The following is a 19207-nucleotide window of genomic DNA, read 5'->3' as shown; positions in this document are numbered from 1 at the left end:
GCAGAGCGCCCTCCTCAGGACATCGCCTCGAGGGTCGGTCGCGGGCTTGCTCAACCTCTCGCCCCACGCCGTGCACTCCTGCGTCGTGCCCGGCTAGGGTCGAGACATGGAAGCCATCACCACTCCTCCGGCTCCGATCAACGAGCCGAACCTCACCTACGCGCCGGGCTCGGACGAGCGGAAGACCCTCGAGGCCGAGCTCGAGCGACAGGAGCGGCGGCAGCCCACGCTGCGCGCCGTCGTCAACGGCCGTCGCCGCACCGGCGGAGGAGCGGAGATGAAGGTCGTGCAGCCGCACGACCACCAGCACGTGCTGGCGACGTTCAAGAACTCGACCACCAAGGACGCCGAGGCCGCGATCAAGGCCGCCCTCGATGCGGCGCCGATGTGGCGGGCGATGTCGTTCGACGACCGGGCCGCGATCATCCTCAAGGCCGCCGACCTGCTCGCCGGCCCCTGGCGGCAGCGGATCAACGCCGCCACCATGCTCGGTCAGTCCAAGACGGCGTTCCAGGCCGAGATCGACGCCGCGTGCGAGCTGATCGACTTCTGGCGGTTCAACGTCCACTACGCCCGGCAGATCCTGGCCGACCAGCCGATCGCCAACAGCCGCGGCATCTGGAACCGGACCGACCACCGCCCGCTCGAGGGCTTCGTCTACGCGATCACGCCGTTCAACTTCACCGCCATCGCCGGCAACCTGCCGACCGCCCCGGCGCTGATGGGCAACACGGTGATCTGGAAGCCCTCGCCCACCCAGCAGCTCGCCGCGTCGCTCACGATGGAGCTGCTCGAGGAGGCGGGCATGCCGCCGGGCGTCATCAACATGCTCCCCGGCGACGGCCTCGACGTGTCGAAGGTGGCGCTCAGCCACTACGACCTCGCCGGCATCCACTTCACCGGTTCCACGCCCACGTTCCAGACCCTGTGGCGCACCGTCGGCGAGAACATCTCCGGCTACCGCGGCTACCCACGGATCGTCGGCGAGACCGGCGGCAAGGACTTCATCGTCGGCCACGGCAGCGCCGACCCCGACGTGCTCCGCACCGCGATGATCCGCGGCGCGTTCGAGTTCCAGGGGCAGAAGTGCTCCGCCGCGTCCCGCGCCTACGTCGCGCGGTCGGTCTGGAACAAGATGAAGGACCAGCTGATCGCCGAGACCGAGTCGATCGCGATGGGCGACGTCACCGACCTCCACAACTTCATGGGTGCGGTGATCGACGACCGCGCCTTCGCCAAGCACAAGAAGGCGCTGGGCCGGGTGCGGGCCAACAAGCACCTCACCCTGCTCGCCGGCGGCCAGCTCGACGACTCGGTGGGCTGGTTCGTGCGCCCGACGATCGTGGAGTCGACCGACCCGGTCGACCAGATGTTCAAGGACGAGTACTTCGGCCCCATCCTGGCCGTCCACGTCTTCGACGACGACCGCTACGAGCGGGTGGTGCGGCAGATGGAGTCGTTCGCGTCGTACGCCCTCACGGGCGCGGTGATCGCCCAGGACCGGCAGGCGATCGCGTGGACACGCGACGAGCTCCGGTTCGCGGCCGGCAACTTCTACATCAACGACAAGCCGACCGGCGCCGTCGTCGGGCAGCAGCCGTTCGGCGGCGCCCGGGCGTCCGGCACCAATGACAAGGCCGGGGCGCCGCAGAACCTGTTGCGGTGGACCAGCTCCCGCTCGGTCAAGGAGAACTTCGACCCGCCGACCGACTACCGCTACCCCTACATGGGGTGACGGCCGACCTGACGCTCCGGAGGGGCGTCCCGGGCGACGAGGGGGCCGTGCTCGGGCTCTTCGACCGGGCGGTCGAGTGGCTGGTCTCGCAGGGCTTCACCGGTCAGTGGGGTGAGCAGCCGTGGTCGGGGCAACCGCGTCGCCGCGCCCTCGCCGCGGAGTGGTGTGGCGGTGACGGTGCCTGGTTCGCGGAGGCCGACGGTACGCCGGTCGGGTTCCTCGGCGTCGGGGAAGCGATCGACCACGTGCCACCCGCCGAGGTCCCCGAGCTCTACGTCCGGGCGCTGGTCACCTGCCGGGAACCCGCCGCCCGCGGCGCCGGCCGGGTGCTGCTCGAGCACGCCGTCGCCCTCGCCCGGCAGCAGGGAGTCGAGCAGGTCCGGGTCGACTGCTACGCGGGCAACGGCGGCCGGCTGGTGGCGTTCTACGAGTCCTGCGGGTTCACGCGCGTGGGCGGCTTCACCGTCGGGGAGACGTGGGCCGGCGCCCTGCTGACGCGCCCGACCGCGGTGAGACACTGGATGCGATGATCCCGCTCCACCTCGGCCCGCTGCACCCGGTCGAGCAGTGGCTCACGCTGCTGCTGGCGTTCGGGCCCTTCGTGCTGCTCGGGATCGTGATCTGGGTCCGGCGGCGACAGGACCGGGCCGGGGCCGGGGAGGAGCACCCGGGTCGCCCGCTGCGCCGCTGAGGGTCGGCCCTGGGGTCAGGTGAAGACGGGGACGACGGCGTCGCCGAGGTCTGCGCGCTCCTCGTCGGTCGGCTCGGCGCGGCCCGTCGTCACCCGGGCGACCCGCTCGTCGGGCCAGCCGGCGAGGTCCCGGCCGAGGAGCGCCTCGGTGACCCGGCGGACCTCGGCGAGCCCCTCGAGGGTCGGCCCCGGGGCGTCGGGCAGGTGCCGGACCAGGTCGAGGTGGTGCAGCGAGGCCTCGACGGCCAGCGTGCTGGCCAGGTCGTCGACCGTGAGGGCGTGGCCCTGGGTGCCGACCACGACCGCCGGGTCGGTCGTGGTGACCGCGTGGACGGCGGCCGCGGCGGCCTCCACGTAGCTCGCCCGCAGACCCGGCCAGGAGTAGGGGCCGGCCTCGATCCGGGTGCCGCTCAGCATCTCCTCGTCGGTCTCGGCGTCGGACCCCCACTGCCGCCAGTAGGCGACCGCGTCGCAGTCGGCGGGGCGGTTCACAGGCGTGTGCAGCGCGACCAGGGCGCGGACGCAGTCGGCGCGCAGGTGGAACACCAGGTCCCGGACCGCCCAGCCCCGGCACCCCGTGGGCTCCCAGCCGGCGTCGTCGGCGAGCGAGCCGACGACGGACGCCAGCGCGCCGTACGCGACGGGAAGGGTGTCGGCCCCCGTCATCGGCGCGCCAACCACTCCTGGCCCACCTGCTCCTCCTTCTCGAGGGCCTTGAGCAGCAGCCCGGCGATCAGGCCCTCGAGCTTGCCGCCGACCAGCGGGATGCCGACCTTCACGGTGAGGTCGACCGTCTCGGTCGTGGTGCCGCCGGACTCGACCAGGACGGCGCTTCCGGTCATGTCGCCCGGCTTGCCCGGGATGGTGACGGTGACGTCGGCGCGGTCGGCGGACCCCCACGACTCCTCCTGCACGATGTGGATCTCGTCGCCGACGAACTTCTGCGCGAACGACGGGATGCCGGTGGCGGGCTGGACCAGCTCGATCCGGACCTGCTTGCCCTCGCCCTCGAGGGTGACCTCGGCGTCCGACCGGATCGCGCCCTGCCGCTCGCAGACGGCGATCCGGAAGTCGGTCTCGGCCAGCATCGCGGCCACGTCGGTGAGGGATGCGTCGTAGGTCATCTGGTAGCTGATCCGCTTCGGCATGCCGCCATCATGGCGGACGCCGTGCCGGGGACGTCACACCCGGCGGGCGGGGGACCACCGACCCCCGACACAGCTCCGACCCTCTGTTGTCCACCCCGCCCGGTGGTCCTAGTGTCGGAGTCGTGTCCATGACGCTCGACGACGAGAAGCTGGCCCTCCTCGACGAGGCTGCCGACCACCCCGAGCCGGAAGGACACGGCCCGCAGGACGACGCGGTGTCCGCCGGGCCGCTGGTGCGGCCCTACTACCGCAACGTCGCGGCCGAGGACGTCACCGAGCGGACCTCCGGCGACCTGTTCGGGGCGCTGGTCTCCCACCTCGAGCTGGCCCGCAGCCGGCCCCAGGGCACGGCCCGGGTCCGCATGCTCACGCCCGGGCCCGACGACGGCTGGTCGGCGGGCGGTCACTCGGTGGTCGAGGTCGTCACCGACGACATGCCCTTCCTCGTCGACTCGCTCACCATGGAGCTGGTGCGCCAGGACCTCGACGTCCGCCTGGTCGTGCACCCGCAGATGGACGTCGTCCGCGACATCACGGGCGAGCTGCAGTCGGTCCGCGGCGTCCCGGACGGCTCGGTGGTGCCGGAGGGCGACGCGATCCGTGAGTCGTGGATGCACGTCGAGGTCTCACGGGTGAGTGACCGCGAAGGGGCGGCTGAGGTCGAGGAGGCGTTGCAGCGGGTCCTCGGCGACGTCCGGGTCGCGGTCGAGGACTGGCCGAAGATGAACGAGCAGGTCCGGGCCATCGTCGACGAGCTCGACACCGACCCCCCGCCGCTGCGCGGCGACGAGATCGCGCAGGGCCAGGACCTGCTGCGCTGGCTGGCGGGCGACCACTTCACCTTCCTCGGCTACCGCGAGTACCGCCTCGAGGGCAGCGACGAGGACCAGGCCCTCCGGGCGCTGCCGGGGACCGGGCTGGGCATCCTGCGCTTCGACCAGGACATGTCGACGTCCTTCGGCAAGCTCCCGGCCGCGGTGCGAGCGAAGGCGCGCGAGAAGACGCTGCTGGTCCTGGCCAAGGCCAACTCGCGGGCGACGGTGCACCGTCCGGCGTACCTCGACTACGTCGGCATCAAGACCTTCGACGAGCAGGGCGAGGTGGTGGGCGAGCGGCGCTTCCTCGGCCTCTTCTCGAGCGCCGCCTACACCGAGTCGGTGCTCCGGGTGCCGCTGCTGCGCGAGAAGGCCCGCGAGGTGCAGAAGCGGGCCGGCTTCGACCCGCGCAGCCACGCCGGCAAGGCCCTGATGGATACCCTGGAGACCTACCCGCGCGACGAGCTCTTCCACACCCCGGTCGACGACCTGGCACCGATCGCCGTCGCCGTGATGCAGGCCCGCGAGCGCCGACAGGTCAAGATCTTCATCCGGCCCGACACCTACGGCCGGTACGTCTCGGCGATGGTCTACCTGCCGCGGGACCGCTACAACACCGCGGTCCGCGAGCGCTTCTCCGCGATCCTGCTGGAGGAGCTGTGCGGCGAGAGCGTGGAGTTCTCGGTGCGGCTCGGCGAGTCGCCCACGGCCAACGTGCACTTCGTCGTCCATCCGCCGCCGGGTGGCGAGCTGATCGACTGCGACCGCAGCGAGGTGGAGCGCCGGCTCGCCGAGGCCTCCCGCTCCTGGCGCGACGACTTCGTCACGGCCGCGATGGACCAGTACGGCGAGGACCGGGGCGCCGAGCTGGCCCGCACCTACGTCGAGGCGTTCCCGGAGGCGTACAAGGAGGACTTCCCCGCCGCCATCGGCGCCGCCGACCTCGAGCTGCTCGACGCGGTCGGCGCCGAGGGCATCGAGATGCGCCTCTACCCCAAGGGCGACGTCCACTCCGGTGAGGGCCGGCTCAAGGTCTTCCGCACCGGCGCGCCGCTGTCCCTGTCCTACATGCTCCCGATGCTCTCCTCGATGGGGGTCGAGGTCGTCGACGAGCGACCCTACGTGCTGGTCGGGCTCGACCACCCCGCGTACATCTACGAGTTCGGGCTGCGCTACGACCGGCCCGCCGACCACGACTCGCCCGACCGGTTCCAGGACGCCCTGCGCGCGGTCTGGGACGGGTTCAACGAGATCGACGGCTTCAACCGGCTGGTGCTCGACGCCGGACTCAGCTGGCGGCAGGCGACCGTGCTGCGGGCGTACGCGAAGTACATGCGGCAGGGCAACACCCCGTTCGCGCAGGACTACATCGAGGACGCGCTCGCCGGCAACGTCGACATCACCCGCCTGCTGGTGACGATGTTCGAGACCCGGTTCGACCCGGCGGCCGACCACGACGACGTCACCCGCCAGCTCGCCCAGGCCGAGGTCGAGAAGCGGATCCTGCACGCGCTCGACGACGTCGCCAGCCTCGACCACGACCGGATCCTGCGTGCCTACCTGACCCACATCGGCGCGACGCTGCGCACCAACTACTTCCAGCGCACCGGCGACGGCAGCGAGCACGCCTACATGTCGTTCAAGCTGGAGCCGTCGGCGATCCCGGACCTGCCCGAGCCGCGCCCGAAGTACGAGATCTTCGTCTACTCCCCGCGGGTCGAGGGCGTCCACCTGCGCTTCGGACCGGTCGCCCGAGGTGGCCTGCGCTGGTCCGACCGCCGCGACGACTTCCGCACCGAGGTGCTCGGCCTGGTCAAGGCGCAGATGGTGAAGAACACCGTGATCGTGCCGGTGGGCTCCAAGGGCGGGTTCTTCGCCAAGAACCTCCCCGACCCCTCGGACCGTGATGCCTGGATGGCCGAGGGCATCGCCTGCTACACGACCTTCATCTCGGGCCTGCTCGACATCACCGACAACCTGGTCGACGGCCGCACCGTCCCGCCCCGCGACGTGGTCCGCCACGACGGCGACGACTCCTACCTGGTGGTCGCCGCCGACAAGGGCACCGCGTCGTTCTCCGACATCGCCAACGGCGTCGCCAAGGACTACGGCTTCTGGCTGGGGGACGCGTTCGCCTCCGGCGGGTCGGTCGGCTACGACCACAAGGCCATGGGCATCACCGCCCGCGGCGCCTGGGTGTCGGTGCAGCGCCACTTCCGAGAGATGGGCGTCGACTGCCAGAGCGAGGACTTCACCGCGGTCGGCATCGGCGACATGTCCGGCGACGTCTTCGGCAACGGCATGCTGTGCTCCGAGCACACCCGCCTGGTGGCCGCGTTCGACCACCGCGACATCTTCCTGGACCCCGACCCCGACCCGGCGACGTCGTACGCCGAGCGGAAGCGGCTCTTCGAGCTGCCCCGGTCGAGCTGGCAGGACTACGACCGCGACCTGATCTCCGAGGGCGGCGGGGTCTTCTCCCGCTCGAAGAAGTCGGTGCCGGTGCACAAGGCCGTCCGCGAGGCCCTCGGGATCGACGAGGGCGTCGACAAGATGACCCCTGCCGAGCTGATGAAGGCGATCCTGCAGGCACCCGCCGACCTGCTCTGGAACGGCGGCATCGGCACCTACGTCAAGGCCGCCGACGAGACCCACGCCGACGCCGGCGACAAGGCCAACGACGCGATCCGGATCGACGGCCGGGACCTGCGCGTGAAGTGCGTGGGGGAGGGCGGCAACCTGGGGCTGACCCAGCGCGGACGCATCGAGTACGCGATGGAGGGGGGCCGGATCAACACCGACTTCATCGACAACTCGGCCGGTGTCGACACCTCCGACCACGAGGTCAACATCAAGATCCTGCTCGACCGGGTGGTGGCCGACGGCGACCTGACCGGTGAGCGCCGGAACGCGCTGCTGGCGGAGATGACCGACGAGGTCGCCGACCTGGTGCTCCGCGACAACTACGAGCAGAACCTCGCGCTGGCCAACGCCGTCGTCAACTCGCCGTCGCTGCTCCACGTCCACGAGGACTGGATGAAGACGCTCGAGCGGCAGGGTGTGCTGAACCGGGAGCTCGAGGCGCTGCCCACCAGCCGGCAGGTACGCCGACGGCTCGACCGCGGCGGTGCGCTCTCGGTGCCCGAGCTGTCCGTCCTGATGTCGTGGACCAAGATCGTCCTCGCCGACGAGCTGCTCGCCTCCGACCTGCCGGACGACCCCTACCTCGACTTCGACCTGGCGGCGTACTTCCCTCGGCCGATGCAGGAGGGGTTCGCCCGGCAGCTCCGCGAGCACCCGCTGCGCCGCGAGATCATCGTCACCCAGGTCGTCAACGACCTGGTCAACGGTGCCGGGATGACCTTCGTGCCACGGCTGGCAGGCGAGACGGGCGCCACCGCCGCCGAGCTGACCCGGGCCAACTTCGTGGCGCGCGAGATCTTCGGGTCGCTCGCCCTGCGTGAGCAGCTGAAGACCTGGGACAACAAGATCGACGCGCACGTGCAGACCCGGATGCGGATCCAGATGCGCACCCTCGTCGAGCGGGCCTCCCGGTGGCTGGTGACCAACCGGCGGCCACCCCTGGACAGCGAGGGCACCGTCGAGCACTTCCGCGAGCCGGTGCAGGCGTTGATGGCCCGGCTGCCCGAGCTGATGACCGGACACGAGGCCGAGCAGCTGCTGGCCCGTCGCGACACCCTGGTCGACCGGGGGGTGCCCGAGGACCTCGCGATGCGGGTCGCCGTCCTCGACCCGTCGTACTCGCTGCTCGGCATCGTCGAGACCGCCACGCGTGACGGCCTCGACCCGGCCGACGTCGCGCGGGTCCACTACGCGCTCGGTGAGCGGCTCGGCCTGTCCACCGTGATGCAGCGCATCTTCGCGCTCCCGCGCGAGGACCGGTGGCAGACGATGGCGCGCGCCGCGATCCGCGACGACCTCTACGCCGTCCACGGCGAGCTCACCGCCAAGGTGCTCGCGGCCACACCCGACAGCGACACGGCACCCGCCCGGATCGCCACCTGGGAGGAGGGTGACGAGGTCGCCGTGGGCCGCGCAGCCGCCACGCTCGAGGAGATCACCGCCGACGACCAGGCCGACCTGGCCCGGCTGTCGGTGGGGCTGCGCGTCGTCCGCGGCCTGCTCTCGGCCGGCTGAGCGGACTGTGTCCGAAGGTCGCCGGACCGGCGACCAAAGTCGGTTGAACGCCGCCGGGACGGCTCGACAGGGTGAAGCCATGGCAGCGATCGAGGTGCGTGACCTGACCATGTCCTACGGCGACCTGCGGGCCGTCGACGGGGTGGGCTTCCAGGTCGCCGAGGGCGAGTTCTTCGGCATCCTGGGCCCCAACGGGGCCGGCAAGACCACGATCCTCGAGATCGTGGAGGGGCTGCGCCGTCCCGACGCAGGGTCGGTGACGGTCCTGGGCACGTCCCCGTGGCCGCGCAACCAGGACCTGTTGCCACAGATCGGGGTGCAGCTCCAGACGTCGTCGTTCTTCGAGCGGCTCACCGCCCGCGAGCAGCTGCACACCTTCGCCGCGCTGTACGACGTCCCCGTCGCCGCGGCCGACGCGTGGCTGGAGCGGGTCGGCCTCGTGGACAAGGCCGACACCCGCGTGGAGCAGCTCTCGGGCGGTCAGGGGCAGCGGCTGTCGATCGCGTGCGCCCTGGTCCACGACCCCGCCGTCGTCTTCCTCGACGAGCCGACGGCGTCCCTCGACCCGCAGGCGCGGCGCAACCTGTGGGACCTGCTCTCCGGCCTCAACGACAGCGGCCGCACCGTCGTGCTCACCACCCACTACCTCGACGAGGCGGAGGCGCTCTGCGACCGGGTCGCGATCATGGACCACGGGCGGATCCTGGAGCTCGACAGTCCGGCCGCACTGATCGCGAGGCTGGCCGCGCCGACCCGGATCACCACCGCCGACGGCGAGACCCTCGAGACCACCGACCCGGCGGAGGCGTTGACCCGGCTGGCGGCCGAACGACGGCTCGAGGGCGTGTCGGTCCGCACCGCCACCCTCGAGGACGTCTTCCTGGACCTCACCGGCCGCGAGTACCGCGCATGACCACCCGCACGAACCGCCGGGCGTTCTTCAGCCTCGCGGTCGCGATCACCAAGGGCTTCGTCCGCGACCGCGCCTCGGTCTTCTTCGCGATCGTGTTCCCGCTGATGTTCCTGGTGCTCTTCGGCGGGATCTTCGGCGACCAGACCCAGTCCAAGGTCGACCTCGTCCAGGTCGGCGAGGTGGCGCTGGTCGACGACCTGCCCGACGGGGCGCAGGGGGCGTTCCGGCAGACCTTCGAGGTGTCGCACACCGACGACCGCGACGCTGCGCTCGCCGAGGTACGCCGGGGCGACGCCGACGTCGCGATCGAGCAGGACGGCGACACCCTGGTGGCCCACTACACCCAGACCGACCAGGTGAAGGCGGCGATCACCCAGGGCACGCTGCGCGCGTTCGTCGACAACGCCAACATCGCCGCCACCGGCACCGAGCCGCAGTTCGCCCTGGAGACCCAGCGGGTCGAGGACGACTCGCTCAGCACGATCCAGTTCGTCACCCCCGGGCTGCTCGGCTGGGCCGTCGCGATGAGTGCCGCGTTCGGGGCCGCCGCGACCCTGCAGGGGTGGCGGCAGTCCAAGCTGCTGCGTCGGCTGCAGCTCGCGCCCGTGCCGAACTCGACCGTCGTGGGGGCGCGGGTCATGGTGACGGTCGCCGTCGCGCTGGTACAGATGGCGATCTTCCTCGGCCTCGGCGCCGCGGCCTTCGGCCTCCGGCTCACCGGCGCCTGGTCGGCCGCGATCCCCCTCCTCGTCGTCGGCACGCTGTGCTTCATGGCGGTCGGTCTGCTCGCCGGTGCCGTGGCCAGGACGACCGAGGGGGCGGTCAACATGGCCAACTTCATCGTGCTGCCGATGGCCTTCCTCAGCGGGTCGTTCTTCCCCCTGGACGCGGCCCCCACGTGGCTGCAGGGAGTCTCCCAGGCCCTGCCGCTGCGTCACCTCAACGACGGCATGCTCGACGTCATGGTGCGTGGCGAGCCCTGGACCGCGGTGCTGCTCCCGTGCGCGATCCTGCTGGGCTTCGCGGTCGTCGTCACCGCCGTGGCCGCGAGGCTCTTCCGCTGGGACACCCTGTGAGCGCCCGCCCGGGGGTCACATCATCGTGATGGCGGCGGTGACGCCGGCGACCACGACGAGGACCCGGAACAGGCGGTCGGGGATCCGCCGGCCGACCCGGGCGCCGATGTAGCCGCCCACGACCGAGCCGGCGGCGAGCAGCACCACGGCGTCCCACGCGGGCTCGGCGACGACGACGAAGATCAGTCCGGCGACCACGTTGCCGACCATCAGCGACAGCGTCCGCAGGCCGCTGATCACCTTGAACTCCAGGTCGGTGCCGAGGCCCAGGACGGCGACCATCATCACGCCCGCCCCGGCGCCGAAGTAGCCGCCGTACACCCCGGTGACGGTGGCGAAGAAGGTGGTCGTGGGGGACAGGTGGTGGCGCAGCTCCGGCTCCGTGCCGTCACCGTGGGTGCGGCGCAGCCACGCCGAGATCCACGGCTGGGCACCGACCAGCAGGCAGGTGAAGAGGATCAGCCAGGGGACGACGGCCTCGAAGACACCCGGCGGCAGCCCCAGCAGCAGCGCGGCGCCGGCCGCCGCGCCGACGACGCAGCACGACAGGATCTGCCAGCCCAGCCGCGGGTGCGCCCGCAGCTCCTCGCGGTAGCCGTACGCGCCGCTGAGCCCGCCGGGCACCAGCCCGAGGGTGTTGGACACGTTGGCGGTGACCGGCGGCAGCCCGAGTGCCACGAGCGTCGGGAAGCTGACGAGCGACGCGACGCCCACGGTCGAGGCCATCACCCCAGCGACGAGACCCGCGCCCAGCACCAGCAGCAGCTCGGTCGGGTCCACCCGCGCCACCCTACGGTCGGCTGTGACGCCTTTCCCGCCCGGGAGCGCCGCGAAGCCACAAGGTGGCTTCCGTCGGTTGGACGGCCTCGTGCACGGTCCGGACCAGGTCGTCACCGATCGTGTCGATGTCGATCTCCCGACGCAGCCTGGTGCCGAAGGCCGACAGGGTACGAGCCGCGTCGTACCTGCTCCGGTAGAAGCGGCGGTCGACTGCGCTCTGGATCCGCTGGCGCGCCGGTCCGAACATCGCGGCCACGGCCAGGGTGGAGGCCGCGACGGCGAGGTCCGAGCTGGCGGTCAGCGGCCGCAGCGCCAGCTGCAGCAGCAGGACGGAGCCGAGGTAGACGCCGGCGAGGCACACGGTCAGCGACCCGTAGACCAGCGCCCGGTTGATGACGACGTCGATGTCGAAGAGCCGGTACCGCAGGACGGCGAGGCCGATGGTGAGGGGCAGCAGGCCGAGCAGCAGGAACCCCAGGTTGTCCAGCGTCTCCTGCCATGCACTGTCGGCCTGGTCGGGGAAGGCGAGCGAGCTGGCGATGCCCGCGAGGAACACGGTGCCCACGGTCGCGGCTGCGGCGGCGAGCCAGGTGAGCTGCTGGCGCTCGGTGCCCCGTGATCGCCGGAACCGGACGACCAGGCTGACGGCACTCGCCAGGATGCACACGGCGAAGATCGGGATCAGGACGTCGAGCGCCACGGCGAGGGCGCGACCCAGTGACTCGATCCCCCACGGGTTGGGGAGGCCGGCGGCTGGTCCCTCGACGAGTGGGCCCGGTGAGGCGTACACGCAGGCGGTGACCAGCACCACCGCGGCACCGGAGACGACGGCGAGCGGTCGCCAGCGCCTGCCGGGGAGGTGACCGTCCGGGAAGAGGAGGAACAGGAAGGTGCCGGTCAACCCGATCGCCGGCGCCCAGATGCCGTTGGCGACCAGCCCCGCGACCGTCGGGGCCGGGAGCGAGCCCGGGTCGACGACCAGGCCGTAGTACGCGTAGCCGTCGGCGTACCCGCCGATGGCCCACACGACACCGATGGCGGACAGCATCCACCCCACGACGTTGCGCGGCTGCCGCCGCAGGATCAGCACTCCCGCGAGCGGGAACGCGAGCAGGACCAGCATCACGACCACGCCGTCGGCGACCGCGTCACCGTCGACGCCCCCAGGAGTGGCGAGGGCGAGCACGCCGCGGCTGAGCAGCGCGCCGGCGAAGAACCACCACGCGGCTGCCGCGAGGAGGCGCAGCCGGCGGTCGCTCCCGCCGGACGTGAGCCTGCCGCGCCGGCTCATGCGGGCATGTCCCCTCCCAGGATCGGCTCACCGCAGCGTGGGTCGGGATCGTCCGCGAATCGTTACGACCCGGGGGGCAGGACGCACCGGTGGCGGCCCGTCGCCCCGAGCGCGCCGCCGCCCGCCACCCGGCACGGGTGGCGGGCGGTCGTCGGGTCAGGCGACCTCGGCCGGCTCCTCGGGCGCCGACTGCGGGAGCGCCCGCGCCGCGGCGTACGCCGTCACCATCAGCACCGCGACGGCCAGCAGCACGACCTGGTAGGCCGGTCCGAACAGGTCGACCGGGACGGCGGGGAGCTGCCGCTCGGCGACCTCGAAGAACAGCGTGCCGAGCACCGCCACGCCGATCGCGTTCGCCAGCTGGGTGGTGGTGTTGAACAGGCCGGAGGCGGCGCCGGCCTTCGCCACCGGGACGTCCGCGATGGTGAACATGCCGATCGGCGCGACCATCAGGCCGAACCCGGCGCCGGTGACCACGAGGGCCGGCAGCCAGACCCACCACGTCGTCGAGGGGTCCGCCACCTGCACCGTCGCGGCGGTGACGAGGGCACCCGCGGCCAGCACGGTCGCGCCCAGCTGCAGCACCCGCCGCCCGATCCGGGGCGCCAGCACGGTCACGCCGACACCGGCGCAGACCGCTGTCGTGACCGCGAACGGCACGCCGACCAGTCCCGCCTTGAGCACCGACCACTCCAGCCCGGCCTGGAACCAGATGGTCTGGGCGATGAAGTACGCCGACATCGAGACGAACAGCACGAGCAGCACGAGCGAGCCACCGGCGAAGCCGCGGTTGCGGTAGAGGGAGAGCGCGACGAGCGGCTCCTCGCCCCGCTGCTCGGCCCGGTGCTGCCGACGTCCGAAGGCGACGAGCACCGCGACGCCGACCACCATCATCGCGAACACCCAGGCCGGCCAGCCCTCCTCGCGGCCCATGGTCAGCGGGTAGAGGACCGCCAGCAGGCCGCCGCCGAGGACCAGCACGCCGGCGGGGTCGAGGTCGGGGCGACGCTCCGCGCGCGACTCGGGGATGAAGCGGATCGCCGCCACGATCGCGAGGATCCCGACTGGGATGTTGACCAGGAAGATCGGGCGCCAGCCGGAGCCGGCGATGTCGGCCTCGGTGAGGATCGATCCGAGCACGGGCCCGGCGACCGTGGCCAGGCCGGCGAGGCCGGTGAACGCGCCCATCGCCTTCGCCCGCTCCTCGGGCGGGTACATCACCTGGATGCTCGACATCACCTGCGGGATCATGGCCGCGGCGCCGAACCCCTGGAGGGCTCGCGCCGTGACCAGCCACTGCGCGTCGGGCGCCAGCCCGCACACGGCCGACATCAGCGTGAAGGTCACCAGCCCGACGAGGAACAGCCGCTTGCGACCGAACGCGTCGCCGAGCCGGGCGCCGGTCACCAGCGCCACCGCGAACGCCAGCGGGTACGCCGCCACCATCCACTGCAGCTGAGAACCGGTCGCCCCGAGGTCGCGCTCGATCGTCGGCAGGGCCACGTTGACGATCGTGGTGTCGATCAGCTCCATGGTCGAGGCGAGGAGCAGGCTGATCAGCGCCGCCGTACGCCCGGCGGTGGCCCGGTCGGCGGTGCGCCCGGTGGGTGGGTCGATGGTCTGGACTTCGGTGGTGAGTGCCATGCCACCCACGCTAGAGACGATTGCGGCCACTTCTTGACCGGTATGTGGGAGACTCTGGGGGCATGGCGAACACGAGCTCCCGCACCCTGCGCCTGCTGACGCTGCTCCAGACCCACCGGTTCTGGCCCGGCGGAGAGCTGGCCGGGCGGCTCGAGGTGTCCGAGCGCACGCTCCGCCGCGACATCGAGCGACTGCGCGAGCTCGGCTACCCGGTCCACTCCAGCCGCGGCGTCGACGGTGGCTACCAGCTGGCGGCCGGTGGCTCGATGCCGCCGCTGGTGGTCGAGGAGGACGAGGCGATCGCCATGGTGGTGGCCCTCGAGGGCTCCGCGAGCGCCTTCGCCGGCACGCTCTCCGAGGCCTCGCTCTCGGCGCTGGCCAAGGTGGTGCAGGTGCTGCCGCGGCGGCTCCGCCGCCGGGCCGAGTCGTTGCGCGCCGCCACCGTCGACTCGCCGTTCTCCCAGGCGCCGGAGGTGGACGCCGCGGTGCTCGCGACCGTCGCCCAGGCGATCCGCGACCAGGAGCGGATCCGGTTCGGCTACACGGCGCGTGGCGGCAGTGCCCCGGGCGAGCACACTCCCCGACACGCCGAGCCGCACCGGCTGGTGACCGTCGGCCGTCGCTGGTACCTCCTGGCCTACGACCTCGACCGCCGCGACTGGCGCTCCTTCCGCCTCGACCGGCTCGCCGACCCCGCCGGCACGCGCGCCGTGTTCCGGCCTCGCGAGATCCCCGGGGGCGACGCGGCGGCGTACGTCCGCGGGGGGCTCAGAAGGGGGGAGCAGGAGCTGCGGCTGACGGTGACCGTGCACGCGCCCCGAGCCCACGTCGAGCGCCGGATCGGTCGGTGGGCCACGGTCGTCGCCGACGACGCCGAGACCTGCCGGCTCGAGATCGAGGCCACCGACCCGCACTGGGCCGCCTTCGGGCTGGCCTACCTCGACGCTCCCGTCACCGTCGACGAGGCCCCATCGGCCGTGCTCGACACGCTTCGGGCGTGGTCGGACCGGCTCGGCGCGATGGCGCCCGGCTGAGCGATCGTGCGCGATGGCGGGTGCGCGGCGGCCGAGTCGCTGACGTGGGGCTGACCCGGTGAGCCGGGGCGACCCCCGACGGCGTCAGCTGGCCTTCTTCTTCGCGGCCTTCTTGGCCGGAGACTTCTTCGCCGCCTTCTTCTTGGCGGGCTTCTCCGCGTCGGACTCGCCGCGAGAGTCCTTGGCGTCCTGGACCGACTTCTGGAGCGCGGCGAGCAGGTCGACGACCTCGCCGGAGGACTTGGTGGACGTCGGCGTCCGCTTGATCTCGCCGCCCTCGATCTTGGCCTTGACCAGCTCCTGGACCGCTTCGGCGTAGTCGTCCTCGAACTCCGAGGCGTCGAAGTCGCCCGCGAGGGTCTCGACCAGCATGTTGGCCATCTTGACCTCGGCGTCCTTGACCTCGCCGGAGTCGATCGAGAAGTCGGGCGTGCGGATCTCGTCGGGCCACATCATCGTCTGCAGCACGATCACGTCGTCCTTGACCCGGAGCACCGCGATCGTGGTGCGCTGCCGCAGCGCCACGGTGACCACGGCCATCCGGTCGGCGTCGAGCAGCGCCTGGCGCAGCAGGGCGTACGGCTTGGCGCCGGTGTTCTCGGGCTCGAGGTAGTAGGACTTCTCCAGCAGCATCGGGTCGATCTGGTCGCGGGGGACGAACTTCTCGACCGCGATCTCGCGCGAGGACGTCACCGGCAGGTCGGCCATGTCGTCCTCGGTGAGGATCACCATCTCGCCGTCCTCGGTCTCGTACCCCTTGGCGATGTCGGCGTAGGCCACCTCCTCGCCGTCGATCGAGCACACCCGCTGGTACTTGATCCGGCCGCCGTCCTTGGCGTGCACCTGCCGGAACGACACGTCGTGGGACTCGGTGGCGGAGTAGAGCTTGACGGGCACGTTGACCAGCCCGAAGCTGACCGAGCCCTTCCAGATCGCGCGCATGGGACGAGGGTAGCCGTCGGCACCCCCATGCCGCCCTCGTCAGGCGCCACGCAGGCCCGGCGAGGGGACCGGCTCACCAGCGCTCGACCAGGTGCTCCCGCCCGGGCGGCGGCTCGTAGGGCTCGGGCCAGAAGTCGTCGACGTGGGAGACCAGCCCGTCGGCGACGGTGAAGAAGTGGATCCCGGTCATCGTCTCGTCGCCGACGCGGGCGTCGGTGCGGACGGCGCCACCGTGCTGGTCGGCGACCAGCCGGGAGATCGTGAGGTGCCAGTCGCCGGGGAACCCCCGGTTGAACGCGAGGTAGGCCTCGCGGCCGGTCACCCGCTCCCGGGTCTGGTGGGCCTCGTAGACGATGTCGGGGTGGAGGGTGGCCGCGAAGCCCTCCCAGTCGCGGGCCTCGAGGGCCTCGATATGGCGTTGGATCAGCTCGGCGTGGTCGGTCATGCCGCCATGCAAGCACCGCTCGGGGACACTGGAGCCACGGCTAGGGTGAACGGATGTTTCTCGAGAACGTCGTGGTCGACGCGGTCGACCCGCAGCGGCTGGGTCACTTCTGGGAGGCCGCGCTCGGCGGCGAGAACCTCACCGACGAGCCCGGCATCGTCGAGACCCGGGTGGCCGTCGACGGCGGACCGACCCTCGACTTCTGCTTCCAGCAGGTGCCCGAGGCTCCGGCCGAGCCGCAGCGCCTCCACCTCGACCTGTACGGCGACGCGCAGCAGGCGGCCGTGGTCGAGCGGCTCCGCGGACTGGGCGCCCGCCCGCTCGACATCGGCCAGGGCGACGTCCCGTGGGTGGTGCTCGGCGACGTCGAGGGCAACCCGTTCTGCGTGATGGAGTCGCGGGCGGCGTACGTCGACACCGGACCGGTCGCGGCCTTGCCCCTCGACTCCGCCGACCCCGAGCGGGACGCCGGGTTCTGGTCGTGGCTGACCGGCTGGACCCGCGTCGAGGGGGCCGGGCCGGTGACCCTGTGCCACCCCTCCCGCCGCGGCCCGCTGCTGGAGCTGTGCCCCGAGCCGCAGGCCAAGGGCCCCGCCAAGAACCGGATGCACCTCGACCTCCGGCTGGAGCCCGGCGACGACCCCGACGCCGTCGCGCGCGGGATCGCCGACCGCGGCGGACGCGAGGTGTTCCACCCCGAGTGGGGCGACCTGCCGTGGCGGTTCTACCTCGACCCGTCCGGCAACGAGCTCTGCGTGCTGCCCGCTCCGCAGGAATGAGGCCGGTACTCCAGTGACGAGTGGCCCCTCGGACGACTGCCTGAGGGGCCACTTGTCACTGGACTACCGACATGATGGGCCGCATGCGACCCATGCTCGCCACCCCGACCGACCGGGAGCCGCCGGGGGAGGGGTGGGTCCACGAGGTGAAGTGGGACGGCGTCCGGGTGCTCGTCGACGCCCGGGACGGCGCCGTCCGGATGACCAGCCGCAACGACAACCCCGTGACCGCCGCCTGGCCGGACCTCAGCGAGCCGCCGCTCGGCGACCTGGACCTCCTCGTTGACGGCGAGGTGATCGCGCTCAACGACCGCGGGATCCCCGACTTCCGGGTGCTCCAGCACCGGATGCACGTCCGCAAGGCGTCCGAGGCGAGCCGGCTCGCCGAGCGGATCCCGGCCACGCTGATGGTCTTCGACCTGCTCCGGCTCGACGGCGACGACCTCACCGGCCGGCCGCTGGAGGAGCGGCGGGCCCTGCTGGAGGGGCTGGGGCTCGAGCAGTCGACCTGGCAGGTGCCCGCGTCGTACGACGACGGCCGGATGCTGTGGGAGGCGACCCGGCAGCAGGGGCTGGAGGGGATCGTGAGCAAGCGACTCAGCTCCCGCTACCGGTTCGACGTCCGCACCAAGGACTGGCTCAAGCGGGCCCACCGCCACCGCGGCACGTTCCTCGTCGGCGGCTGGCGGCCGCAGGTCGGCACGACCGACCGGCTCGCTGCGGTCCTGGTGGGCGAGCCGACGGCCGGAGGCCTGATGTACCGCGGCCGCGTCGGCAGCGGCATCACCGGCGCCACCGCTCGCCGCCTCCAGGACCTGCTGCACCCCCTGCGCACGAGGCAGAGCCCCTTCGCCGACGAGGTCCCCCGCGTCGACGCCGTCGGCACCACGTGGGTCGAGCCGGTGGTGGTGGTCGACGTCGACACCCACGGCCTCGGTTACGATCGCCTGCGCCAGCCGTCGTTCCAGGGCGTCCGCTCCGACCTGACCCCCGAGGACCTCACGTGAACCACCTGCGCCCCCTGCTCACCGCGACCGCCCTCGCGGCCGCCCTCCTCAGCCCCGCCGCGTCCACCGCGTCCCCGGCGTCCACCGCGTCGACCGAGGCCGCCGCCGCGGCAGCCCGAGGCGGTGACCGGGTCCGGCTCGACGGGGTGCGGGTCCGGTTGCGGCCGGGCACCCGCCAGGTGGTCACCGTCAACCGCACCTCGGGCCACCACGCCCGGGTCGTCTACTGGCAGCGCTCCGAGGGCCGGTGGCGCCGCCAGTTCACGGCACACGACGGCCGGGTCGGCTACGGCGGCCTGGTGCGCGCCACCCGCCGCGTCCAGGGGTCGGGGAAGACCCCGCTCGGCACGTTCCGGCTGCCGTGGGCCTTCGGCATGCACCAGCAGCGCGACCGGTGGGACCCCAGCTACCGCAAGGTCCGGCGCGGTGACTACTGGGTGCTCGACAACGAGTCGCGCTACTACAACCGCTACCGCAACAAGCGGCAGGGTGAGTTCCGCTGGCGGCTCGGCGCCAGCCACCCCGACTCCTCCGAGCGGCTGCGCGACTACCGGCAGCAGTACGAGTGGGCGGTCACGACCAGCTTCAACCGCCGTCAGGTCCGGCACCGCGGAGGGGCGATCTTCCTGCACGTCAACGGCGGCGGCGCGACCGCGGGGTGCGTCAGTGCACCCCGCTGGTTCCTCAAGCGGCTGATGCGCCGGCTCGACCCCGACCGGGCGCCGGTGATGGGGGTCGGACGGTGAGCT

17 protein-coding genes are annotated in these 19207 nt (G+C 72.2%); 10 read left to right on the top strand and 7 right to left on the bottom strand.

Features of this window, described 5'->3' with window-relative positions; translation table 11 throughout:
- Positions 1-106 precede the first annotated feature (106 nt).
- Genes pruA through ACQ1X7_RS05945 form a run of 3 tightly spaced genes read left to right on the top strand, consistent with a single transcriptional unit; the run spans position 107 to position 2426 of the window.
- The gene (pruA, locus tag ACQ1X7_RS05955; protein ID WP_432477248.1) at positions 107-1735 is read left to right on the top strand and encodes an L-glutamate gamma-semialdehyde dehydrogenase; all 1629 of its coding nucleotides are present in this window, start codon (positions 107-109) and stop codon (positions 1733-1735) included.
- Positions 1732-2265, top strand: a complete 534-nt coding sequence (locus ACQ1X7_RS05950) for a GNAT family N-acetyltransferase (RefSeq protein ID WP_432477247.1) — start codon at positions 1732-1734, stop codon at positions 2263-2265. The genes pruA and ACQ1X7_RS05950 overlap by 4 nt, the downstream gene beginning before the upstream one ends.
- Complete coding sequence (locus tag ACQ1X7_RS05945; protein WP_432477246.1) at positions 2262-2426, top strand: hypothetical protein; 165 nt, start codon at positions 2262-2264, stop codon at positions 2424-2426. The genes ACQ1X7_RS05950 and ACQ1X7_RS05945 overlap by 4 nt, the downstream gene beginning before the upstream one ends.
- A gap of 15 nt (positions 2427-2441) precedes the next feature.
- Here ACQ1X7_RS05945 and ACQ1X7_RS05940 read toward each other — a convergent pair whose 3' ends face one another.
- Together ACQ1X7_RS05940 and ACQ1X7_RS05935 are read right to left on the bottom strand one after the other, a co-directional pair.
- Entirely contained in the window at positions 2442-3092 is a 651-nt protein-coding gene (locus ACQ1X7_RS05940; RefSeq protein WP_432477245.1) for a maleylpyruvate isomerase N-terminal domain-containing protein, read from the bottom strand.
- On the bottom strand, positions 3089-3574 hold the full coding sequence (locus ACQ1X7_RS05935) for a DUF2505 domain-containing protein (RefSeq protein ID WP_432477244.1): 486 nt from the start codon (positions 3572-3574) through the stop codon (positions 3089-3091). Before ACQ1X7_RS05935 ends, ACQ1X7_RS05940 begins: the two co-directional genes overlap by 4 nt.
- Positions 3575-3702: 128 nt before the next feature.
- Here ACQ1X7_RS05935 and ACQ1X7_RS05930 point away from each other — a divergent pair, with 128 nt between their 5' ends.
- From ACQ1X7_RS05930 to ACQ1X7_RS05920, 3 genes are all read left to right on the top strand, one after another.
- Positions 3703-8547 carry an NAD-glutamate dehydrogenase gene (locus tag ACQ1X7_RS05930; RefSeq protein WP_432477746.1) on the top strand — a complete coding sequence of 1615 codons (4845 nt, stop codon included), beginning with the start codon at positions 3703-3705 and terminating at the stop codon, positions 8545-8547.
- A 79-nt stretch (positions 8548-8626) separates the two neighbouring features.
- Positions 8627-9460, top strand: a complete 834-nt coding sequence (locus ACQ1X7_RS05925) for an ABC transporter ATP-binding protein (protein ID WP_432477243.1) — start codon at positions 8627-8629, stop codon at positions 9458-9460.
- On the top strand, positions 9457-10536 hold the full coding sequence (locus tag ACQ1X7_RS05920) for an ABC transporter permease (protein WP_432477242.1): 1080 nt from the start codon (positions 9457-9459) through the stop codon (positions 10534-10536). Before ACQ1X7_RS05925 ends, ACQ1X7_RS05920 begins: the two co-directional genes overlap by 4 nt.
- Positions 10537-10551: 15 nt before the next feature.
- Here the strand turns inward: ACQ1X7_RS05920 and ACQ1X7_RS05915 are convergent, their stop codons facing one another.
- The 3 genes from ACQ1X7_RS05915 to ACQ1X7_RS05905 all read right to left on the bottom strand — a co-directional run bounded on the left by ACQ1X7_RS05915 (position 10552) and on the right by ACQ1X7_RS05905 (position 14251).
- Complete coding sequence (locus tag ACQ1X7_RS05915; protein WP_432477241.1) at positions 10552-11316, bottom strand: sulfite exporter TauE/SafE family protein; 765 nt, start codon at positions 11314-11316, stop codon at positions 10552-10554.
- Positions 11317-11326: 10 nt separating this feature from the next.
- Positions 11327-12607, bottom strand: coding sequence for a hypothetical protein (locus tag ACQ1X7_RS05910; protein ID WP_432477240.1), 1281 nt, complete (start codon positions 12605-12607; stop codon positions 11327-11329).
- Positions 12608-12763: 156 nt separating this feature from the next.
- Complete coding sequence (locus tag ACQ1X7_RS05905) at positions 12764-14251, bottom strand: MFS transporter (RefSeq protein ID WP_432477239.1); 1488 nt, start codon at positions 14249-14251, stop codon at positions 12764-12766.
- Between the two features lie 62 nt (positions 14252-14313).
- Between ACQ1X7_RS05905 and ACQ1X7_RS05900 the strand changes: the two genes are divergently transcribed.
- Positions 14314-15285 carry a helix-turn-helix transcriptional regulator gene (locus tag ACQ1X7_RS05900; protein ID WP_432477238.1) on the top strand — a complete coding sequence of 324 codons (972 nt, stop codon included), beginning with the start codon at positions 14314-14316 and terminating at the stop codon, positions 15283-15285.
- 84 nt (positions 15286-15369) lie between these two features.
- Here the strand turns inward: ACQ1X7_RS05900 and ACQ1X7_RS05895 are convergent, their stop codons facing one another.
- Both ACQ1X7_RS05895 and ACQ1X7_RS05890 read right to left on the bottom strand, forming a co-directional pair.
- Positions 15370-16227: a Ku protein gene (locus ACQ1X7_RS05895; RefSeq protein WP_432477237.1), complete on the bottom strand. Its 858-nt coding sequence runs from the start codon at positions 16225-16227 to the stop codon at positions 15370-15372.
- Positions 16228-16300: 73 nt separating this feature from the next.
- Positions 16301-16672, bottom strand: a complete 372-nt coding sequence (locus tag ACQ1X7_RS05890) for a nuclear transport factor 2 family protein (protein WP_432477236.1) — start codon at positions 16670-16672, stop codon at positions 16301-16303.
- A gap of 53 nt (positions 16673-16725) precedes the next feature.
- On the opposite strand from ACQ1X7_RS05890, the gene ACQ1X7_RS05885 reads away from it, so the two are divergent.
- From ACQ1X7_RS05885 to ACQ1X7_RS05875, 3 genes are all read left to right on the top strand, one after another.
- Complete coding sequence (locus ACQ1X7_RS05885) at positions 16726-17451, top strand: VOC family protein (protein WP_432477235.1); 726 nt, start codon at positions 16726-16728, stop codon at positions 17449-17451.
- 83 nt (positions 17452-17534) lie between these two features.
- Positions 17535-18458, top strand: a complete 924-nt coding sequence (gene ligD, locus ACQ1X7_RS05880; protein WP_432477234.1) for a non-homologous end-joining DNA ligase — start codon at positions 17535-17537, stop codon at positions 18456-18458.
- Positions 18455-19204 (top strand): L,D-transpeptidase family protein, encoded by a 750-nt coding sequence (locus tag ACQ1X7_RS05875; RefSeq protein ID WP_432477233.1) that lies wholly within the window; start codon positions 18455-18457, stop codon positions 19202-19204. Before ligD ends, ACQ1X7_RS05875 begins: the two co-directional genes overlap by 4 nt.
- Positions 19205-19207 lie beyond the last annotated feature (3 nt).

Origin of the sequence: Nocardioides sp. GXQ0305 (genome assembly GCF_050880345.1) — a bacterium.
Classification (GTDB): Bacteria; Actinomycetota; Actinomycetes; order Propionibacteriales; family Nocardioidaceae; genus Nocardioides.
Note: the sequence above shows the minus strand (reverse complement) of the source record. Positions and strands in the feature narration are given on the sequence as shown.

Coding starts and splice junctions, on each gene's coding strand:
- pruA (WP_432477248.1), top strand. CDS start 107: ATGGAAGCCATCACCACTCCTCCGGCTCCGATCAACGAGCCGAACCTC.
- ACQ1X7_RS05945 (WP_432477246.1), top strand. CDS start 2,262: ATGATCCCGCTCCACCTCGGCCCGCTGCACCCGGTCGAGCAGTGGCTC.
- ACQ1X7_RS05940 (WP_432477245.1), bottom strand. CDS start 3,092: ATGACGGGGGCCGACACCCTTCCCGTCGCGTACGGCGCGCTGGCGTCC.
- ACQ1X7_RS05935 (WP_432477244.1), bottom strand. CDS start 3,574: ATGCCGAAGCGGATCAGCTACCAGATGACCTACGACGCATCCCTCACC.
- ACQ1X7_RS05930 (WP_432477746.1), top strand. CDS start 3,703: ATGACGCTCGACGACGAGAAGCTGGCCCTCCTCGACGAGGCTGCCGAC.
- ACQ1X7_RS05925 (WP_432477243.1), top strand. CDS start 8,627: ATGGCAGCGATCGAGGTGCGTGACCTGACCATGTCCTACGGCGACCTG.
- ACQ1X7_RS05920 (WP_432477242.1), top strand. CDS start 9,457: ATGACCACCCGCACGAACCGCCGGGCGTTCTTCAGCCTCGCGGTCGCG.
- ACQ1X7_RS05910 (WP_432477240.1), bottom strand. CDS start 12,607: ATGAGCCGGCGCGGCAGGCTCACGTCCGGCGGGAGCGACCGCCGGCTG.
- ACQ1X7_RS05905 (WP_432477239.1), bottom strand. CDS start 14,251: ATGGCACTCACCACCGAAGTCCAGACCATCGACCCACCCACCGGGCGC.
- ACQ1X7_RS05900 (WP_432477238.1), top strand. CDS start 14,314: ATGGCGAACACGAGCTCCCGCACCCTGCGCCTGCTGACGCTGCTCCAG.
- ACQ1X7_RS05895 (WP_432477237.1), bottom strand. CDS start 16,227: ATGCGCGCGATCTGGAAGGGCTCGGTCAGCTTCGGGCTGGTCAACGTG.
- ACQ1X7_RS05890 (WP_432477236.1), bottom strand. CDS start 16,672: ATGACCGACCACGCCGAGCTGATCCAACGCCATATCGAGGCCCTCGAG.
- ACQ1X7_RS05885 (WP_432477235.1), top strand. CDS start 16,726: ATGTTTCTCGAGAACGTCGTGGTCGACGCGGTCGACCCGCAGCGGCTG.
- ligD (WP_432477234.1), top strand. CDS start 17,535: ATGCGACCCATGCTCGCCACCCCGACCGACCGGGAGCCGCCGGGGGAG.